The organism is Mycobacterium sp. VKM Ac-1816D (assembly GCF_000416385.1).
GTDB lineage: Bacteria > Actinomycetota > Actinomycetes > Mycobacteriales > Mycobacteriaceae > Mycobacterium > Mycobacterium neoaurum_A.
The window spans coordinates 153,319-170,565 of sequence record NZ_AOHQ01000130.1 but is presented as its reverse complement, the minus strand read 5'-3'; the positions used below and the strand labels follow the sequence as shown (position 1 = coordinate 170,565).

Here is a 17,247-nt window from a genome sequence, read left to right as displayed (position 1 = left end):
GCCAGCACATGAACGTCGCCACCTCGATGCTCTAGGGAAGGTTCTCCATGAAACCCGCTCTGCGAATCCTGGCACTCATCAGCGGCGTGCTGGTGGCCCTTTCGATGATTGCCGGCTGCAGTTCCGCGACGTCGCGCAGCGTCCTGCGGATCGGGGTCAGTGTGGCGATCGACTCGCTCAACCCCTTCGTCTCGACATCGGATTACAGCAATGTCGTCTACCAGTACGTCTATCCGCACCTCACCGAGTACGACACGACGGACATGTCGTTGAAGCCGTCCTTCGCGACCAGCTGGAAGACCTCACCGGACGGCCTGGTCTGGACCTTCGAGATCGTCAAGGACGCCCAGTGGTCGGACGGAGAACCGCTGACGGCCAAGGATGCGGCATTCACACTCAACATGATTCGCCAGTTCGAGGACGGGCCGACGGGTAAGCTGGCCGGCTTCATCCGCAGTCTGACATCGGCATCGGCCGAGGGAGACACCCTGACGCTCACCTATTCGCAGCCGGTGTCCAATGTGCTGGCACAGATGCAACAGCTGCCCGTACTCCCCGAGCATGTCTGGTCGCAGTACGCGACGGGGGACGGCAAGGCCATCACGACGTTCCAGAATGAAGCGCCCGCGGTGTCCGGCGGGCCGTTCGTCCTGGATGAGTACAAGAAGGACCAGGTCGCGATGTTCTCGCAGAACCCGAAGTGGTGGGGCGAAACAAAGCCGCATATCTCCGGCTTCGGTCTGCAGTTCTTCGCCAACTCCGATGCCATGGTGACGGCGCTGCGGACCGATCAGGTCGACATGATCGGCGCCAGCACTCCTGCCACCGCAGTCCCGTCCATCAAGGAGGCCGGGATGGAGGTCGGCACGGCACCGGGCTCGGGCTTCTACAACTTCATCATCAACACCAATCCGAAGAAGAAGAACCATCCCGAACTACTGAACCCGGATGTCCGTAAGGCCTTCGAACTCGCCATGAACCGGGAGGAGATGATCGGCACCGCGTGGCTGGGAATGGCGACCACAGGATCGACAATCGTCGCTCCTGCGACGGGGTGGCATGACGACGCGATCAAGGGTCTACCGTTCGACGTGGCAGAGGCGAACGCCATTCTCGACGGCCTCGGCTATGCCAAGGGACCGGACGGTATCCGGATCGCCGACGGTAGCCGGATGTCCTATGAGGTCATCTTCCCCACTGATATCAATGGTGCCGGCGACCGGATGTTCCAGATCATCCAGAACGGCTTTCGTGAAACAGGCGTCAATCTGGAGATGCGCAAGATGGACACCGATGCCGCGACCACCGCAATCCTGGGCCCTGACAACGGATACGACGAGTTCGACCTCGCCATGTGGACATGGATTCCCCCAGTGGATCCGGACTTCCAGCTCAGCGTGCTGACCTGTGAGCAATGGGGAAACAACAACGACAGCGGATACTGCAACCCGGCCTACGACAAGCTCTACGAGGCGCAGGGCATTGCCCGCGATCGGGCGGAACGTCAGGACATCATCAATCAGATGCAGCGGATCGCCTTCGATGACCGGCCGTACATCGTGTTGCTGTACCAGAACGTGATCGAGGCCCACTCACCGAAGTGGACGGGATTCCAGATGTCCCCGCTGGTGGGTTCGGTCAACAACCTGTCGACCCAGACACTGCTCCAGGTGAAGCCCGCAGAATGAGCGATGCCGCGCTGAGGCGCGTCTACTCCCGCGATCTCGTCGACGCGCTGACGGCACGGCAGCACACCGAGGTGGTGGTCGGAATCCCCGTGAGCCGCCGGGGTCGCGGTATGCAGTTGCTGAGTGACATCGCCGGATTCGACTGCGCCGACGCGGCCTCCGCCGATCAGGATTTCGACGCGCACGCGGGTTCACACATGACGTTGTCGCTCCCGGTATCCGGCGCGGCGGTGCGGGTGACACTGGTCGGCCTCGGCGCCGGTGACATCGGTGCCGCGGAGCTCTTCGATGCCGCGCTCGGCGCGGGAGCGCGAGGCAACATCGTCTCGCTGCTGGCGCTGGAATCGCCGGGGATGCCCGAGGCCCTGGGCGCCGTCGCGCAGGGGCATGCGATCGGGTCGTGGCGGTATCAGCGCCACGGCGGACCGGGCGCCCCCGCGCTGTCGGTCGCGGTGGTGTGTGACGACGGGACCGCTGCCGACGAAGTGCTCGCACGCGCCAGCACGGTGGCACGTGCGACATCGTGGGTGCGTCAACTGGTCGAGGCACCTCCGAATGCTCTGCGTCCGAGCAGTTTTGCGCAGGCCGTCTCGGACTTCGCCACCGAACTGGCACCCGGCGCGGTCCTTGTGGAGACCTGGGACGAGGACGTGCTCACCCAACACGGTTTCGGCGGCACGCTCGGTGTCGGAGCGGGCAGTGCCGAACCGTCGCTGGTTCTCGCCCTGCAGGTCCCCGGTGATGGTCCGCTGACGGCTCTGGCCGGCAAGGGGATCACCTTCGATTCGGGCGGCGTCAACCTCAAGCGCGATGCGCACGAGCTCAGCTGGATGAAATCCGATATGGCCGGGGCCGCTTCGGTTGCGGCCGCGGTGATCGCGGCCGCGGCGCTCGGAGCCGCAGGCCCCATCACCGCGGTGTTACCCGTGGCGGAGAACATGCCCGGTAGCCGGGCGCTCCGCCCCGGTGATGTGCTCACCCACCCACGCGGGCGGACCACCGAGGTGGTCGACACCGACTGCGAAGGGCGCCTGGTGCTTGCCGACGCGCTGGAATGGCTCGCCGCTCAGACTCCGGCACGAATCGTCGATGTCGGAACGCTGACGGACTCCGGTGGCGTGGGGACGGCGTTCTGGGGATGCTGGGGAACCTCGGCTGATCTGACGGCCGAGGTGATCGAGGCGGGCAGGCGTGGATTCGATCGCGGCTGGGCCTTACCGCTGCATCACACCTATGCCGCCCAGCTACCGTCCAGAGTCGCCGATATTGCCAACGCTCCTGTTTCAGTTCCTGATTCGGGTCAACTGGCAGCCACGTATCTGCGCTCCTTCGTCGGCTCGGCGCCCTGGGTTCACATCGACAACGGCTCCGCGGCGTGGTTGGTCGATCCCGCCCACCCCTGGCCGGCAGGGCCGACCGGCACTCCGGTGCGCGCGCTCATCGAGCTGTTGGCCCCGACGACTACACTCGCTTGACAACATACTTAGTATACGAAGTATGACTGGGTTGGCCAGTTCGTTCACAGGAAGAGCATGTCCATGACGACGTTTGACACCGCGTACGCCGAGCGGACCGCGATCACCAAGAACCTCTATGACCGCGCCCGCAAGACAATCCCCGGTGGCGCCGGCAGTACCGCCCGGCTCCCCCGCAACGGCTGGAAGCCCTACCCGCTCTTCATATCCGAGGGGCAGGGTTCACGGCTGAGGGACGTCGACGGCAACGAGTACATCGATTATCTGCTCGGGCTGGGACCGATGATCCTGGGGCACCGCAATCCCGGGGTGACCAAGGCCGTCACCGATGCCGTCGCCGAGTACGGCACCTGCTTCGGGCTGCCCTATGAACTGGAGATCGAGGCGGCCGAGAAGGTTGCGGCCGCGGTTCCCGGCGTGGAGCAGGTGCGCTTCACCAATTCCGGCTCCGAGGCCGTGGGTACGGCCGTCCGACTTGCTCGGGCGACCACCGGACGACGGCTGATCGTGCGCTTCGAAGGTCATTACCACGGCTGGCAGGACACCGTGTACTGGTCCAACCACGTCGACCCGACCCTCGCCGGCCCCGCCGACCGGCCCCGCCCGGTCGCCATGGGCGGCGGAGTTCCCGCCGAACTGGAGAGCACACTGGTGGTGCTCACCTGGAATGATCCCGAGAGCTTCATCCGGTTGATGGAGGAACGCGGCGAAGAGGTGGCCGCCGTGCTCACCGAGCCCGCTGTCTTCAACACCGGCTGCATCCTGCCCGAGCCGGGCTACCTGGAACTGTTGCGTGAGCAGACCACCAAGTACGGTGCCATGCTCATCTTCGACGAGGTCATCACCGGTTTCCGGTTTGCGCGCGGCGGCGCCCAGGAGTGGTTCGGCATCCGCCCGGATCTGACCACCTATGCCAAGGGCATCGGCGGTGGATTCCCGGTCGCGGCGGTCGGGGGTACCACCGAGGCCATGCGACTGATCGCCGATGGCACCTATTCGCATTCCGGAACCTACAACGCCAATGTGGTTGCGTGCGCCGCGGTTTCGGCCACCATGGACATCCTGGCCACCCCGGGTCTGTACGAACGCCAGCGCGCGTTGGGTGACCGGCTCGGCCAGGGCCTGAAGACGCTGGCGCAGGACAAGGGGATCGATGCCTACGTCGAAGGCATCGGTACGGTGTTCCAGTTGTGGTTCACCGACCGGCCGATCAAGAACTGGCGCGATGCAGCCGCCCACGCCCACGAGGATGTCTTCACCCGTTGGTATCAGGAGATGGTGGTACGCGGCGTACTGTTTCATCCGCTGCAGTTCGAGAACCTCTTCGTCTCCTTGGTACATACCGATGCCGACATCGATGACACACTCAATGCCGCCGATGCCGCGCTGAGCGTGGTGGCGCGTGAGTTCTGACCGGTCTGCGGGCCGGCGATGAGGGTGTGGCTAGGAGAGCAATGCCGTTGAGCGGTAACGGTGCACTGGCCATCGGTGTCGATCTCGGGACAAGCAGCCTGAAGGCTGTCGCGGTCGGCGCCGACGGCCGGTGCGTGGCGCGCGCCCGCGTCGGCTACCCGACCGGACAGCCGGAACCCCATGCCGCCGAGCAGAATCCATCGGACTGGACGGCGGCATGCCATGCGGCGCTGGACGAACTAGCCCAACAGACCGACCCCGCGAAATGGGGAGTACTCGGCCTTTCGGCGATGTTGCCCACGTTGGTCAGCCTGGATGTCGGGGGGCGGCCGATCGGGCCCGCGATCACCTGGAGGGACGGGCGAGCCGAGGCCGACGGCGAAAGCATTGCCTCGGCCGTCGGTCCCGGACAGCTCTATCGGCGCACCGGGCAACAGTTCGACGGCCGCTACCTGCTGGCGATGCATGCCCGACGGTGCCGGCTGGGGCTGGCCGCCGACGCCACCGTGGCCGGCGCCAAGGACTACCTGTTCCAGGTATTGACCGGCCATCTGCTGACCGACCCCAGTACCGCATCGGGTTTCGGAGCCTACGACCTGCACCGCCGGGCATGGGACACCGCCATACTGGCGACAGCCGGCGCACGCGTGGTGCCCGCGGTCGTCGACTCGCGCGACCATCGGCCGCTGCGCTCCGAGCTCGCGGCCCGGTGGGGATGCCCGCCGGGTATCCCGGTGCTCGTCGGCGCCGCCGACTCGGTGCTCGGTGCCTACGGACTCGGGGTCCGCAATCCAGGCACGGTGGCCTACATCGCCGGCACCAGCAACGTCATCTTGGGTTGTGCTGCCAGCCCGGACGTCGACGAACACGGACGCTATCTGGTCACCCCGATGGCTGACGGTGGGTACGGGCGGGAAATGGATCTCCTGGCCACCGGATCCGCAATGGAGTGGCTGGCCGGGCTGCTCGGTATCGCCGGAGGCCCGTCGGCGGTGGCCGACCTCGCGGCCGGCGCCGACCTGGCCGATGCGCCCCTGGTACTGCCGTACCTCTCGCCCGGCGAGCAGGGCGCGCTGTGGGACCCCGGTCTGGTCGGCGGTATCGAGGGCGTGACATTGCGGACCACGGCGGCCGATCTCGCTCGCGGTTTGACGGCGGGCATCGTGCTGGAGTCTCGCCGTTGCCTGGAAGTCCTCGCCGACACCGCGACAGGCGAATCACCCGGACCCATCATGATGAGCGGCTCCGGGGCCTTGTCCCCCGTGTTCCGACGGGACCTCGCCGATGCGACGGGTCGCGCGGTCCACGCCGACACCCATGAGTCAGACCATTCCGCCATGGGCGCGGCGCTTTTGGCAGGCCGGACCATACTGAACTGGCCCGATATGGCACCGGACGGATCTACCCGCGAAGTCATCGAACCGGACCCGCAGCGGGCCGGCCTGTGGGCCGACCGCTTCGCACGGCATGACGCGGCCTGCCGCGCCCAACAGGCGCGGAACACCCGGTGAATACATCGCACTACTCGAAGGTGAGCCAATGGCTGACACGCTGACACCCGCCGACATCGACCTTTCGCTGTATCCGGAAGGGACCGAACTGGATTCGGATCACCGTCTGATGATCGGTGGGTGTCCGGTCGCGCAGCTGGCAGATGAGTACGGCACACCGGCATACCTGATCGACGAGGGTGCGCTTCGACGCACCGCTCGCGACTACATCCGTGCCTTCACCAGCCGCCACCCTCGGTCACTGGTCCTGTTCGCATCGAAGAGCTTTCCCTCGGCGTCCGTGATCGGTGTGCTCGCGCAGGAAGGCTGCGGTACCGACGTGGCGTCGGCGGGCGAGCTGGGGCTGGCGCTGGCCGGCGGTGCCGACGCCGGCCGGGCGGTCTTTCATGGCAATGCAAAGACCGACGAGGACATCAGCGCCGCGGTTCAGGCCCGAGTTCGCTATATCGTGATCGACAATCTCGACGATATGGAACGGATTGCGCGGCTGGCAGAGTCACCCGTTCCCGTGCTCCTGCGGGTCAGTCCGTCGCTGGATGCCAAGACACACACGGCGATGATGACGGGCCATGACAGCTCCAAGTTCGGCATCCCGGCCGATCAGGTCGAGGACGTCATCGCCCAGATCCGGCGGCAGCCGATGGTGGACCTGCGCGGTCTGCACGCGCATGTGGGGTCGCAGCTTCTCGACCTGTCCCAGTTCGAGGCGGCGGTGACGGCGTTGGCCGAATTCGAGCGCTTCGGTGTCTACGACTTCGGTGGTGGCCTCGGGGTCCGCTACGTCAGCGCCGACGAGGCACCCTCGGTCGAGGACTACGCCGGCGCGCTGGTCGCCGCGGTGCACCGCAAGCTCGGTACGGACGTGGAGCTTCTGGTGGAACCGGGCCGATCCATGGTGGCCCGCAACGGCATCACCGCCTATCGCGTGGTGACGGTCAAGCGCGGCGTGCGATCCCACGCCGCAGTGGACGGCGGCATGGGCGACAACCTGGAGGTCTCGCTGTACGGGCAGCCATTCCAGCCTTCGGTCATCGATCGCAGCGGGCCGGCCGAGACGGTGGACATCGTCGGTCGGCACTGTGAGTCCGGAGACCGGATCGCCGAACAGGTGCAGGTGGTGGCCCCCGCGGTCGGCGATCTGGTGACGGTACCGGTGACCGGCGCCTACTGCTACACGATGTCGAACAACTACAACACCGCGCTACGGCCACCGGTCGTGTTCTGCGACCAAGGTTCCGCTCGGCTGGCTGTGCGCCGCGAGACATTCGGTGACCTGCTTCGTCGCGAGCAGCTTATCGACGCCACGGTGCAGGCCGGCGGATGACCGACTCAGCTCGCGCCGTCATCAACGCCATCGCCGAGAAGTGGTCGGTACCGGGCGGAGTCGTGGTGGCCGTTGACCTCCGGGGCGAGACCTTCCTCCATCGGTTCGGTTTCGCCGACCTGGAGCGCGGTGAACCCGTTGAGCCACAACACCTCTTCCAGATCGGCTCGATCAGCAAGGTGCTCACCTCGATGGCGGTGCTGCAGCTCGTCGAACAGAACATGTTCACCCTGGATACACCGGTGGGAGCCATTCTGGGCTGGCTTCCGGCCGCGATGCGCGCTCCGGACATCACCATCAGACGCTTGCTCAATCACACCGGCGGGTTGGTCGCCAGCGTGGATGCCGTGCCGGATGAGATCGGTCAGGCCACCCTGCACAGCGGACCTCCCTCACTCGCGGCGGTCGGAAAGATCTTCCACTACTCCAACTTCGGTTACATCCTGCTGGGGCTGGTGGTCGCCCATGTGTCCGGGACACCGCTGCCCGAGGTCGTCGCGCAACGCATTCTGCAACCTCTCGGCATGCAGGACACCATTGCCTGCGTGAGGCATGAGGATTATCCGCTGCTGGCCCGCGGGTATCAGCCTCTGCACGACGATCGGCCCTGGGTACCCGGTGATCCGCTGATCCCGGCACCGTGGATGGAGGTGGCCGGGGCTGACGGGAACCTCGCCTGCACGGCTTCGGATCTCGGCCGGTTCGCGCGGATGCTATTGGGCCGCGGCGTGCTGGACGGCACCCGCGTCCTGTACGAATCCACCTTCGAGGCGATGGTGTCCGCACTCGCCCCCACCGGGGAGGATGTCCTCGACCTGCCGGGGTTGGCTCCCGGCCAGTCCAGCCGGTACGGACTGGGCATCAATGTCGAACGGGCCGACAACTCCACCCTGCTCACCCACGGTGGCGGGATGGTCGGCTATGCATCATTCCTGCTCGTCGATCTCGATGGCGGTACAGCGGTGTGCGTGGTGACCAACGCCAATGGCGACACCCCCGTGGCCGAAGCGATCGCGCGCTGCGTGGCAGCCGAGTTGAGCGCGCCGGGTGCAGTGCCGATCGATCGGCTGGACCCGGGTGCGTGGGATGCCGACGATGTGCAACGGCTCGGCTATTTGGGCGAATTCGTCTCGGCGACAGCGAGTTCACCAGGCGAGTCCGTACGTGTCGCAGCCACCGAACAGAGCAGTGGCGTCGTTCGCCTCAGCGTGTCCGCGGGCGGTCAGCAGGCGCCTCTGCTCAGAACGTGGGGGCGCCGCGCCGTGACACGGATGCCGGCACTGCGGCGCTACGCGCTGGTCTTCGACGCGAACCGCTGGATCTGGGGACCAGAGGACCTGAATCCGATAGACGCGCCCCGGGATTCGCCGGCCGGGGCCCCGACGACCGGGAGCGAGTTCTGTGGGCACTATCGCTCATACTCACCGTGGTTCACCAATTTCCGGGTGGTGCAACGTCGCGGTGCGCTGGTGTTGATAGCCCCCGGTGGGGTCGAGGCCCCGTCCGAGGATGTCGAACTCGTTCAGGTTGGGCCTGCCACGTTTCGCATCGGCCTCGATGAGACTCTGCCCGAACGTATCACCTTCGGTCCGCTGGTCAACGGTGTCTCGGCCTGGGCCGACCGAGACGGATGCCGCTACTCGAGGGCGTTCACCGACTGAAAACGACAGATGGTGCATATCGCTTTTGCACCGCAGCTAGCCGCCTGGGCCATTCCGGCGGGTGTACCCCCTCGAACTTGAGCACATCGATCGGGGGGCGTAGGTGGCTTTCACTTCCCGCTGCGACGTCACATTCGTTCCACCGTGCGCCTTCTCCCATTAGGACTTACCGACATTCGGCACGTTCGCGTACGCGCTTGCAGCGCATCGGGCCGACCGCGTTCATACCGCGACACTGCGAGACGAACCTGCCTGCCGTGCGGAGCGAGCGTTACTGGTTTGTGCTGGGCGTGGCGGGTTGTTTCGCTGCGAAGGTGACGAGGGCGTAGTTGCCCGCCTGCCAGCCGTTGAGGAAGGCACCGATCGGTATGGCCAGACCTTGACCGTTGTAGTCGTTGTTGGAGGGGTTCGAGGCCGAGCTGTCGTTGACGTAGATCCGGCCGTTGGCGAGGTCCACCTGTGTCACCACCGCTGCATGCGTCGTATCCGTATAGCTGGCATCTGGTCCAGGTACGTAACCAAAGGTGCTCCATACGACGGAGACCGGGTAGGAGACCATGGCGGCCTCGCCTCTGGCAAGGGCGGCCTGCAGATCGCCGAGAGCCCGTTGGCCATCTGCCTGAGTGGCAGTCTTGGGTGCTCCGGTTTGGGTGTTGCCCCCGCCGTACGTGGTCAACGTAGCGGTGACGTTGAAGTTGTCGTTGGCGAGCGCAATGGCATCAACGAGGTACACGCCGCTTTCGGAATAGTCCCCCAGGTACATCTTCTGTCCGGGTATGAAGACGCTGTCGGAGTTAGCCGCGAGGTAGGACATCTGCTCTTCGGTGGGTGAGTTGAGGCCGGTCGCCTGGCCGATGGCCATGGCGGTGGCGATCAGTTGGCAGTTGTAGAAGCTCTGCTTGACCCAGTAGCGCTTGTTGTATTCGGCATTGCCGAACTGTCCGTTGCCGGTGACATTGACGTCCACCTTGGTCTCGGCGGTGCCGGCGTTGGCCACTCCGGTATTCAGGGCCCAGTCATGGACAAACCCGACAAGGGCGCTGAACAACCCGAATTGTTGTGCGGCAGAACCATTGTCGGCTTCGACGGTGAAGGAGTCCCGCACACCGGGTTGCACAAGAGTGGCATCCGGGGTGTAAGTGTAGTAGCCCGTGGCCGAGTCGAGTTCGACCGTGCCGTAACGGGGTTGACTGGTCACGGTATAGGTGACCGGGTAACCGTTGGCGTTGTTGGCGACGATCCAACCGCTGACCTGCTTACCGGAGCCCTCCGGGAGACTGGTGGTGCTGTAGACCGTCAGCGGGCGATTGAAGAAGATGTAGGCCAGCTGACGGCTGAGGTCGTCGGCCGCGCTGGGAGCCGGTGGTGTCGGGACGACTCCGGAGCCCGGGACGCCATTGATGCCACCGCTTCCGCCCTGACCAGGTGCCGCAACCGTCCGGCCATCCTGACTGGCACCGCCGTAGCCGCCGCCACCGGACCATCCGCCGAAGCCGGCACGGCCGCCACCGGCGCCGCCATCGCCACCGTTGCCACCGGCCCCGCCGTTGCCACCGATACCGGGGTTCACGTCGGCGTTGCCGCCTTGTCCGCCGGCCCCGCCCTGACCACCGGTTCCGCCCTGACCAGCCGGCGTGGTGCTGGTGGCGGCGCCGCCGTTTCCGGCATTGCCACCGGATCCGCCCGTCCCGCCGGTTCCACCCAACCCGGTGTCGGTCTGGTAACCACCGGTCGCGCCATTGCCGCCGGCACCACCGTTGCCACCGCTGCCGCCCGGCCGGCCGGGGCCGCTGTCTGCGCCGTTGCCACCATTGCCACCATTGCCACCGTTGCCCGCCGGCGCTCCGGTTTCGTCGGTCCAGGAGCCGTTGCCGCCAGATCCTCCATTGCCGCCGGTTCCACCCCAGCCGCTGTTGCCGAGGACGCCATTGGCCGCGATGATGCCGAAGAAGGCACCGCGGCCCGGGTCGCCTCCCACGCCCCCGGCCCCGGCATCGCCGCCGTTGCCTCCATTGCCACCGTCGCGGCCTGCGCCGACGGCGGTACTGGTTGCGTTGACGCCGTTACCGCCGAGTCCGCCGTAGCCGCCCGTTCCACCGCTGCCGCCATCACCACCCAGGCCCAAGATCATGCTGCCATTGCCACCGCGACCACCGGCGCCACCCGGTCCGCCTGCAGCGCCGTCGCCGCCGTCGGCGCCCGGCGTCGAGCCGTTCGCACCGCGAACCCCTGCTTGCCCCCGACCGCCATCGCCGCCGCGGCCACCGGCGCCGAACACCGCAAGCATTCCGACACTGCCGCCCGCGCCACCGTCACCGCCGCCACTGCCACCCGCGCCGCCATCGCCGCCGTTGCCCATCCACAGACCGCCGCGCCCACCGGTGCCGCCGTCGCCGCCGTGATCACTTACTCCCTGCGACGGGGACGCACCGCCCACACCGCCGTCGCCACCAAACGCAAATACCGCCAGCAGCCCACCGTTGCCGCCGTCGCCGCCCCGCCCACCGAAACTGCCTGCGCCACCGACACCGCCGTTTCCGGCACTTCCCCACAGCGACACCAGGCCGGTGTCACCGCCGTTGCCACCGACACCGCCGGTCTGACCGTTGAAAATCGCTGCCCCGCCCGCACCGCCTGTACCTGCACTGCCCCACAGCCAGCCGCCGCCTCCGCCGGAGCCACCGTTGCCACCGCGGTAATTACCGGTTGAGGTGCCGCCATTGCCACCGCCGCCGCCGTGACCGAGCAGGCCCGCCGCACCGCCGCTACCGCCACGGGCGCCCGTGACGGTCTCGGCCGCTGCGCCGCCGAATCCGCCGTCTCCGAAGAGCATGCCGCCGCTGCCACCGTTGCCACCGGCGCCGCCGTTATACAGCGCCAGGCCGGCTCCGCCGTCACCGCCATTGCCGAAGAGTCCGGCGTTGCCGCCGTTGCCGCCGCCCCAGCCGTCGCCGCCTCCGCCGCCGAAAAGGCCACCATTGCCGCCCGTGCACGTGGTGGCGCAGGTCTCGGCCGTCCAGGAGTAGCCGAAGCCCCAGAAGATGCCGCCGTTCGGGCGGGCGGCGGTCCCGTTACCGATGAAGAATGCGATGAGGTCTTCGAGCGTCGGCGGGTAGAACGGCGGCAGGTTCGGAATCACTGCCAGCGCGGCATTCGGTGAGATAACCGTGTCTGCAACAACGATATTGGGTTGCAGGAGCTCGGCGGTCTGCGTCATCGGTGACATGTCGTCGGTCTGCAGGGCCGCCTGTGGCGCGGACATGGTCGTCACTGCCGCGGCGCGTTCGGTGACTGTGATCGTCGAGGCGTCGACCTCTGGGGAGTGAGAGGCCTTGAGGACGACCTCGGACCTGCTCGACGGGGTTTCGGAGTTGTTCGACCCCCACGTCTCGCTTTCGGTATCGGTGTTCGTGCCGGCCAGGTCCGTGGCACCCGCATCGGGGCGCGTCGAGGTCGTCGGCGCGTCCTCGCTCTTGGCGGGATCGATGGAATCGGAGTCCTCATCGGTTGCGGACGTGCCGCCGCTTATCCGGTCATTCCTGACAGCGTTCTCGGCACCACCGAAGGCGCCGCCGGTCGCAGAGTCGGTCTTCTTGGGACCGGCGGATGCGGCGCCGGATGCAGCGGACCCCGAGTGTTCTGACGCTGCCGAAGAGCCGGCGTCCGAGCTGGTCGTGGAGCCGGTGTCCGAACTGGATGTCGAGCCGCCGTCGTCAGCGACCGCCAGGCCGGCTTGCGGACCCAAAACCAGCGCCGCGCCCATCCCTGCTGAGGCGGCGCCGAGCATCAGCCAGCGACGCACGGCGAAGTTCTCCGCACGGCGGTGCTTACCCCCGCGCCTACGCCCTGCTTTGCCCAACTCGTACGTCGTCGCCATAGGTTCCCCAGCCATCCACAAATATTGACGCCCTCGAAAACCGGCGGGCGCACTGAACTGTAGGGCATACCTTTCGTTTGCACAGCAAATACCGTGAACTCGGAAACACACGGATCCCCCGATCGATGCGCTCCTGCCAAGGCCTCCCCGCGGGTGGCAATCGCCATACCGGAAGCACCATGAGATATGCGGGCGAGGACTTCGATCGTGCCGGTTTGATGATCAAAGGGCTTGGGCAGCCACGCCTCACACCGGTTCGGCCCGCGGTCGACGAAGACGGATACACACGCCCGCACCGACGGCCCAACCCCGTTGATGGCTATCATGGAGGCATCCGATCGGCGCCGGAAACCTGCCAAGATTGGCCTCACTGGACCTGCCAGCAAACGGTGCGCCTTCCGCGCACACCATGTCAGCGCGACGGCGAGCTATCCACCTGGGCTTGAGCCACCCCACCCCGACCTGCCCGATGTTCGTCTGAACCAGTGCGAGAATCTCTCGGTAACGCACGCTCGGGAAGGCGGGAATATCGGGTGACGGACGTCGAGGATCCAACGGGCAGGACGTGGAAGGTCCGGCGCAAGACGTGGTGGTTCCCGTCGAACGTCTTCGGCCTCAACGACGTCCTTGACGTCGTGTTGTTCGTCGTGCTGCTGCCGTTCTGGCTTGGCTGGCCGTTCTGGTTCCTGGCCAAGCTGCTCGGGGTGCCGTGGGTCATCGTGATCGAGCGCGGCGACGAGACGGTGGCCACCGAACGCGTAAGAGGACTGCGCGCGGCGAACCGGCGGGTGACGGTGATCGTCGAGGCCCTGCGGACGACTGGACGCTATCCCCCGGTCGACCCGGATGCCGGCTCAGGAACAGAATTGCGTTAGCACGTGCGCTGCTTCGGTCTGATTGCCCCGGCTACCCGGTCGGATCGACAGCTCGCAATGAACCTTCGCAGGCTTGTCAGCCCCCGCCGCGGAGGTCCTTGATCATTGCTACGCCCAACGGCCCGTGCCCTTGGCCCGCATCGCGGAAACCTTTGCGCTCATAGAGTCGTCGTGCGGGATTGCGCACGTGGACGTTGGCGCACATCGCGTCGAGCCGCTGCGCGAGCTGGTCGAACAGAGCGTCCAGAAGTGCTGAGCCGACGCCGGCACCGCGGTGTCCGGGGGCGACCGCGATACACAGTTCGGGCAACGCAGCACCATCGGCACCGGTGCGCAGCGGCGGACTGCTGTAGTACGCCCACACGGCGCCCACGGCTGATCCATGCCAATCCTCGGCGATCACTGCGACGGTTCCCGGTGCGGGCAGCATCTCCAGAACCTCGTCGTCAGTTGGATCAGGCAGCGGCCGGTTCTCGATGACACACGCGTGCCGTGCCATGTCCACAATGAACGCCAGATCAGCCGGTGTGGCAGGACGCAGCCGAAACCCGTTGGTCGATTCGTCCGTCGCCACATCGGTTGTTGCAGAGCTACTCTCCAAATTTCTCGGCAGATGGGCCCTCATCTGCCTACGGATATCCGTCTCGGCGGCCACGACGAATCCCAGGCGACGGTAGAGCCTATAGGCATCCTCGTTGACCTTCAGCACATTCAGGCACACCCCTCGCCCGGCAGTGAAACCGTCGTCGAGCACTGCCTGAAGCACGCGTGTGCCGATGCCCCGGCGCTGAAAGCCCGCCGCTATCTCGATCAGGCCGACATAGATGTCACCGTCCCGGTCTGCGAGGTCAAGCCGGCCCGCATCGGCTCCGTCGACAACGATTACCTGCGTGGCCGCAAGGTCGATGTTGCGCCGCAAGTACGCGCGTTGAACGTCGTCATCCCAGCCCCACACCTGATCCACATAGGGTCCCAACGTGGACTTGTGCAACGCGAAGAAGAACTCGAAATCGTCCGCTGTCGCGGCACGCAAGCTAATCGTGGTCACCGCAGGCGTCGCACATCCAGAGCCGTCTCCAGCACACCACCATCACGCGCCGAAACAAAGTAGGCACCGGCGCAGTCCTTCTCCGCGACCGCCTCCACAAGTGTGGCACCGCGGTAGAGCAACCCTGCACCGTCATCTGTGGCGTAGCCAGCCGGCAACGTGCCGTTACCGACAACCTTGTGCAGCATCGGTCGCCGCTGCGCCTCCGTGTCGTAGTGCACGCCATTGGCGTACGGGAGGAAACGCAATCCGTTCCCGATGGGCTCAAGGGTCGGGCCGAACGAATCAGTCAATCCTCCGCTGTGCCAGCAGATCGAGCCTGCGGAGATCCCGGTGAGCACCACCCCGGCCTGCCACGCCGCACGCAGAGCCGTATCGAGTTCGTGCACACGCCACAGCGCGAGCAGGTTGGCGACACTGCCGCCGAACACCCAGACCACATCTTGCTCCAGCAGATGCGCTGTCGTGTCAGCGACGGTCGGCATCGGGAACAACGCGATATGCGACGGAGCGAAGCCGCGCCCCTGCGCCGCCTCGGTCAAGTGATGCAGCGTGGCCCTGTCGTCGCCCATCGCGGTGGCCAGAAAACACACCCGCGGCGCGCGACCTTCGACCCCGGACAATTCCACCGCGAAGTCGGTCAACGCTGTGAACTCGAAGCGAGTGCGCAGCCCAGCACCGATTCCCCCGCTGGTGGCGAGGATCGTCGGCTCATCGGCGGGCATCCATCGACGGTAGAGCGGCTCATGCTGGTGCACAACCGATTAGTTGTCATCGGCGGCTCCCGTCGCTGCCGCCTGTCACACTGCAGACATGGAGATCATCAACCTTCCGAGAAGGTTCTTGGACGGCGACAGTTTTGGCAGCCGCGGCATCGCAATGTGCAGTATCTCCGGGTTCGATGCCGACGTCAGCTGTCGCGTGCATATCGCCTGGTGTGAACCCGACAGTGCGCTTGGATGCCATCGCGCGGGATGACACCAACTCTTCGCAGTCATCACCGGAACTGGGTGGGTAGCCGGAGCCGATGGCGTCCGTGTCCCCATCAGCGCCGGTCAGGCTGCCTTGTGGAGTCCGGCCGAGGTGCACGAGTCGGGCTCCGAGACCGGAATGGGGGTTCTTATCGTCGCAAGCGATCGGCCGCTTCCCTGAGGGGTGAACCAGCGCCTTACCAAGGGGGGCGCCTCAGCTCATGCTGCCCGATGGTCCCCGTTTCCCGGAAGTAGCGCGAAGAATCCCGCGACCGTCACGAACGCCTGGAAAGGGTTTGTTCCATTGCCTTTCCGGGCCTCGTGTCCAGAAAAGAACAGCTACACGGCGTCGTCGGCTGCCGCATATGACCTGATGCAGCAAGCCAAGGGTCGTTCACCGGCCCTGCACGCCAACGCAATCGTCGACATCGCGCGCGCTCGGTGCGCGGCGCCCCCGTCATTGTTGGATGTCGCCTGCGGGACAGGCGCCCACCTTTCCCCTAGTGCCCACGGAAGCAACCGAATTCTTCGCGATGCGTTAAGAACTCACCATCGGTAGTCGGCGCCACCGACGAAAGTAGTGTCGGCAACGTCGGGTTGTAGTGCTGCGTCGGCAATGGCAGTGGCGAACTCTTCGACGGTGGGCAATGGCCCGTGATCACGGCGGGCTTCCACCGCGGCGGGGTCCTTGCGGTGCAAGAGCCGGACGATGATGGTTCCATCGATCATGTCCCCCGACACCACCTTCAAGGCGATTCCGCGTTCTGCAAGTGCGGGTTTGACGGCAAGCAGCGCATCTTCACCCGCACGTTTGCTCGCCGCGATCGGTTCGTATCCCGCGGGTACCGGTCGACCGGGAGAGAAATGTGCCTGGTGGCTGGTGACAAACACGATCCGCGCTCCCGCCGGCATCTGCGGCAGCGCACGGGTGACCAACTCGCATTGCGCATCGCGATTCAATCGCATGGCGTAGCCCGAGTCCGCACCGCGCTCCAGCCCGCCGGAGGCGTTGAGCACCAACACATCGAGAACCCCGAATCGGTGGTTGATCGTAGCGAGCAGTGCCTGAACCTGTGTGTTCTCGCAGACGTCAGCCCCTATCGCGGTGGCATGACCGCCTGCAGCTCGAATCTCGTCGACCACAGCCCAGGCCCGTTTCGCCTTCTCGCGGTAGTTGATCACCACGTGCAGACCGCGGGCGCCGAGTTCTCGCGCGACCTGAGCCCCGATACCGCGGGAGGCACCCGTCACCAAAGCAACACGTCGTCGCGACTCGGTACCGCAAGCAGCCTCTTGTTTCTCGTATTGAGTCATCGCCGTCGCCTCCGATCGATCATCATCCTTAGACTTTACTTAATTTAGTCTTATTTTTCTTATTTTGAGTTAGCGTTCGGTATCACTCGA

The 17,247-nt window shown here is 65.9% G+C and carries 11 protein-coding genes; 7 read left to right on the top strand and 4 right to left on the bottom strand.

Translation table 11 applies throughout. From position 1 onward, the window contains the following. The first annotated feature begins 47 nt into the window (after positions 1-47). From G154_RS09560 to G154_RS09535, 6 genes are all read left to right on the top strand, one after another. Positions 48-1,688, top strand: coding sequence for an ABC transporter substrate-binding protein (locus G154_RS09560; protein WP_019512207.1), 1,641 nt, complete (start codon positions 48-50; stop codon positions 1,686-1,688). After that, the gene (locus G154_RS09555; RefSeq protein ID WP_019512206.1) at positions 1,685-3,163 is read left to right on the top strand and encodes a M17 family metallopeptidase; all 1,479 of its coding nucleotides are present in this window, start codon (positions 1,685-1,687) and stop codon (positions 3,161-3,163) included. The genes G154_RS09560 and G154_RS09555 overlap by 4 nt, the downstream gene beginning before the upstream one ends. A 63-nt stretch (positions 3,164-3,226) precedes the next feature. Beyond that, the gene (locus G154_RS09550) at positions 3,227-4,576 is read left to right on the top strand and encodes an aspartate aminotransferase family protein (protein WP_019512205.1); all 1,350 of its coding nucleotides are present in this window, start codon (positions 3,227-3,229) and stop codon (positions 4,574-4,576) included. A 41-nt stretch (positions 4,577-4,617) separates the two neighbouring features. Then, the gene (locus G154_RS09545) at positions 4,618-6,087 is read left to right on the top strand and encodes an FGGY-family carbohydrate kinase (protein ID WP_019512204.1); all 1,470 of its coding nucleotides are present in this window, start codon (positions 4,618-4,620) and stop codon (positions 6,085-6,087) included. A 28-nt stretch (positions 6,088-6,115) separates the two neighbouring features. Next, entirely contained in the window at positions 6,116-7,411 is a 1,296-nt protein-coding gene (gene lysA, locus G154_RS09540; RefSeq protein ID WP_023985116.1) for a diaminopimelate decarboxylase, read from the top strand. Continuing rightward, complete coding sequence (locus G154_RS09535) at positions 7,408-9,072, top strand: serine hydrolase (RefSeq protein ID WP_019512202.1); 1,665 nt, start codon at positions 7,408-7,410, stop codon at positions 9,070-9,072. The genes lysA and G154_RS09535 overlap by 4 nt, the downstream gene beginning before the upstream one ends. Before the next feature lie 271 nt (positions 9,073-9,343). On the opposite strand, the gene G154_RS26380 is transcribed toward G154_RS09535, so the two are convergent. After that, positions 9,344-12,964: a hypothetical protein gene (locus G154_RS26380; protein ID WP_155944844.1), complete on the bottom strand. Its 3,621-nt coding sequence runs from the start codon at positions 12,962-12,964 to the stop codon at positions 9,344-9,346. Between the two features lie 518 nt (positions 12,965-13,482). Between G154_RS26380 and G154_RS09525 the strand changes: the two genes are divergently transcribed. Further along, entirely contained in the window at positions 13,483-13,824 is a 342-nt protein-coding gene (locus G154_RS09525; RefSeq protein ID WP_019512200.1) for a hypothetical protein, read from the top strand. 76 nt (positions 13,825-13,900) lie between these two features. On the opposite strand, the gene G154_RS25485 is transcribed toward G154_RS09525, so the two are convergent. The 3 genes from G154_RS25485 to G154_RS09510 all read right to left on the bottom strand — a co-directional run bounded on the left by G154_RS25485 (position 13,901) and on the right by G154_RS09510 (position 17,157). Continuing rightward, positions 13,901-14,788, bottom strand: a complete 888-nt coding sequence (locus G154_RS25485) for a GNAT family N-acetyltransferase (RefSeq protein ID WP_165589072.1) — start codon at positions 14,786-14,788, stop codon at positions 13,901-13,903. Positions 14,789-14,868: 80 nt separating this feature from the next. Next, positions 14,869-15,597: a peptidase E gene (locus G154_RS09515; RefSeq protein WP_019512198.1), complete on the bottom strand. Its 729-nt coding sequence runs from the start codon at positions 15,595-15,597 to the stop codon at positions 14,869-14,871. A 792-nt stretch (positions 15,598-16,389) separates the two neighbouring features. Continuing rightward, a complete protein-coding gene (locus G154_RS09510) occupies positions 16,390-17,157 on the bottom strand; it encodes an SDR family oxidoreductase (protein WP_045546628.1) in 768 nt (255 codons plus the stop codon). Between the last annotated feature and the right edge of the window lie 90 nt (positions 17,158-17,247).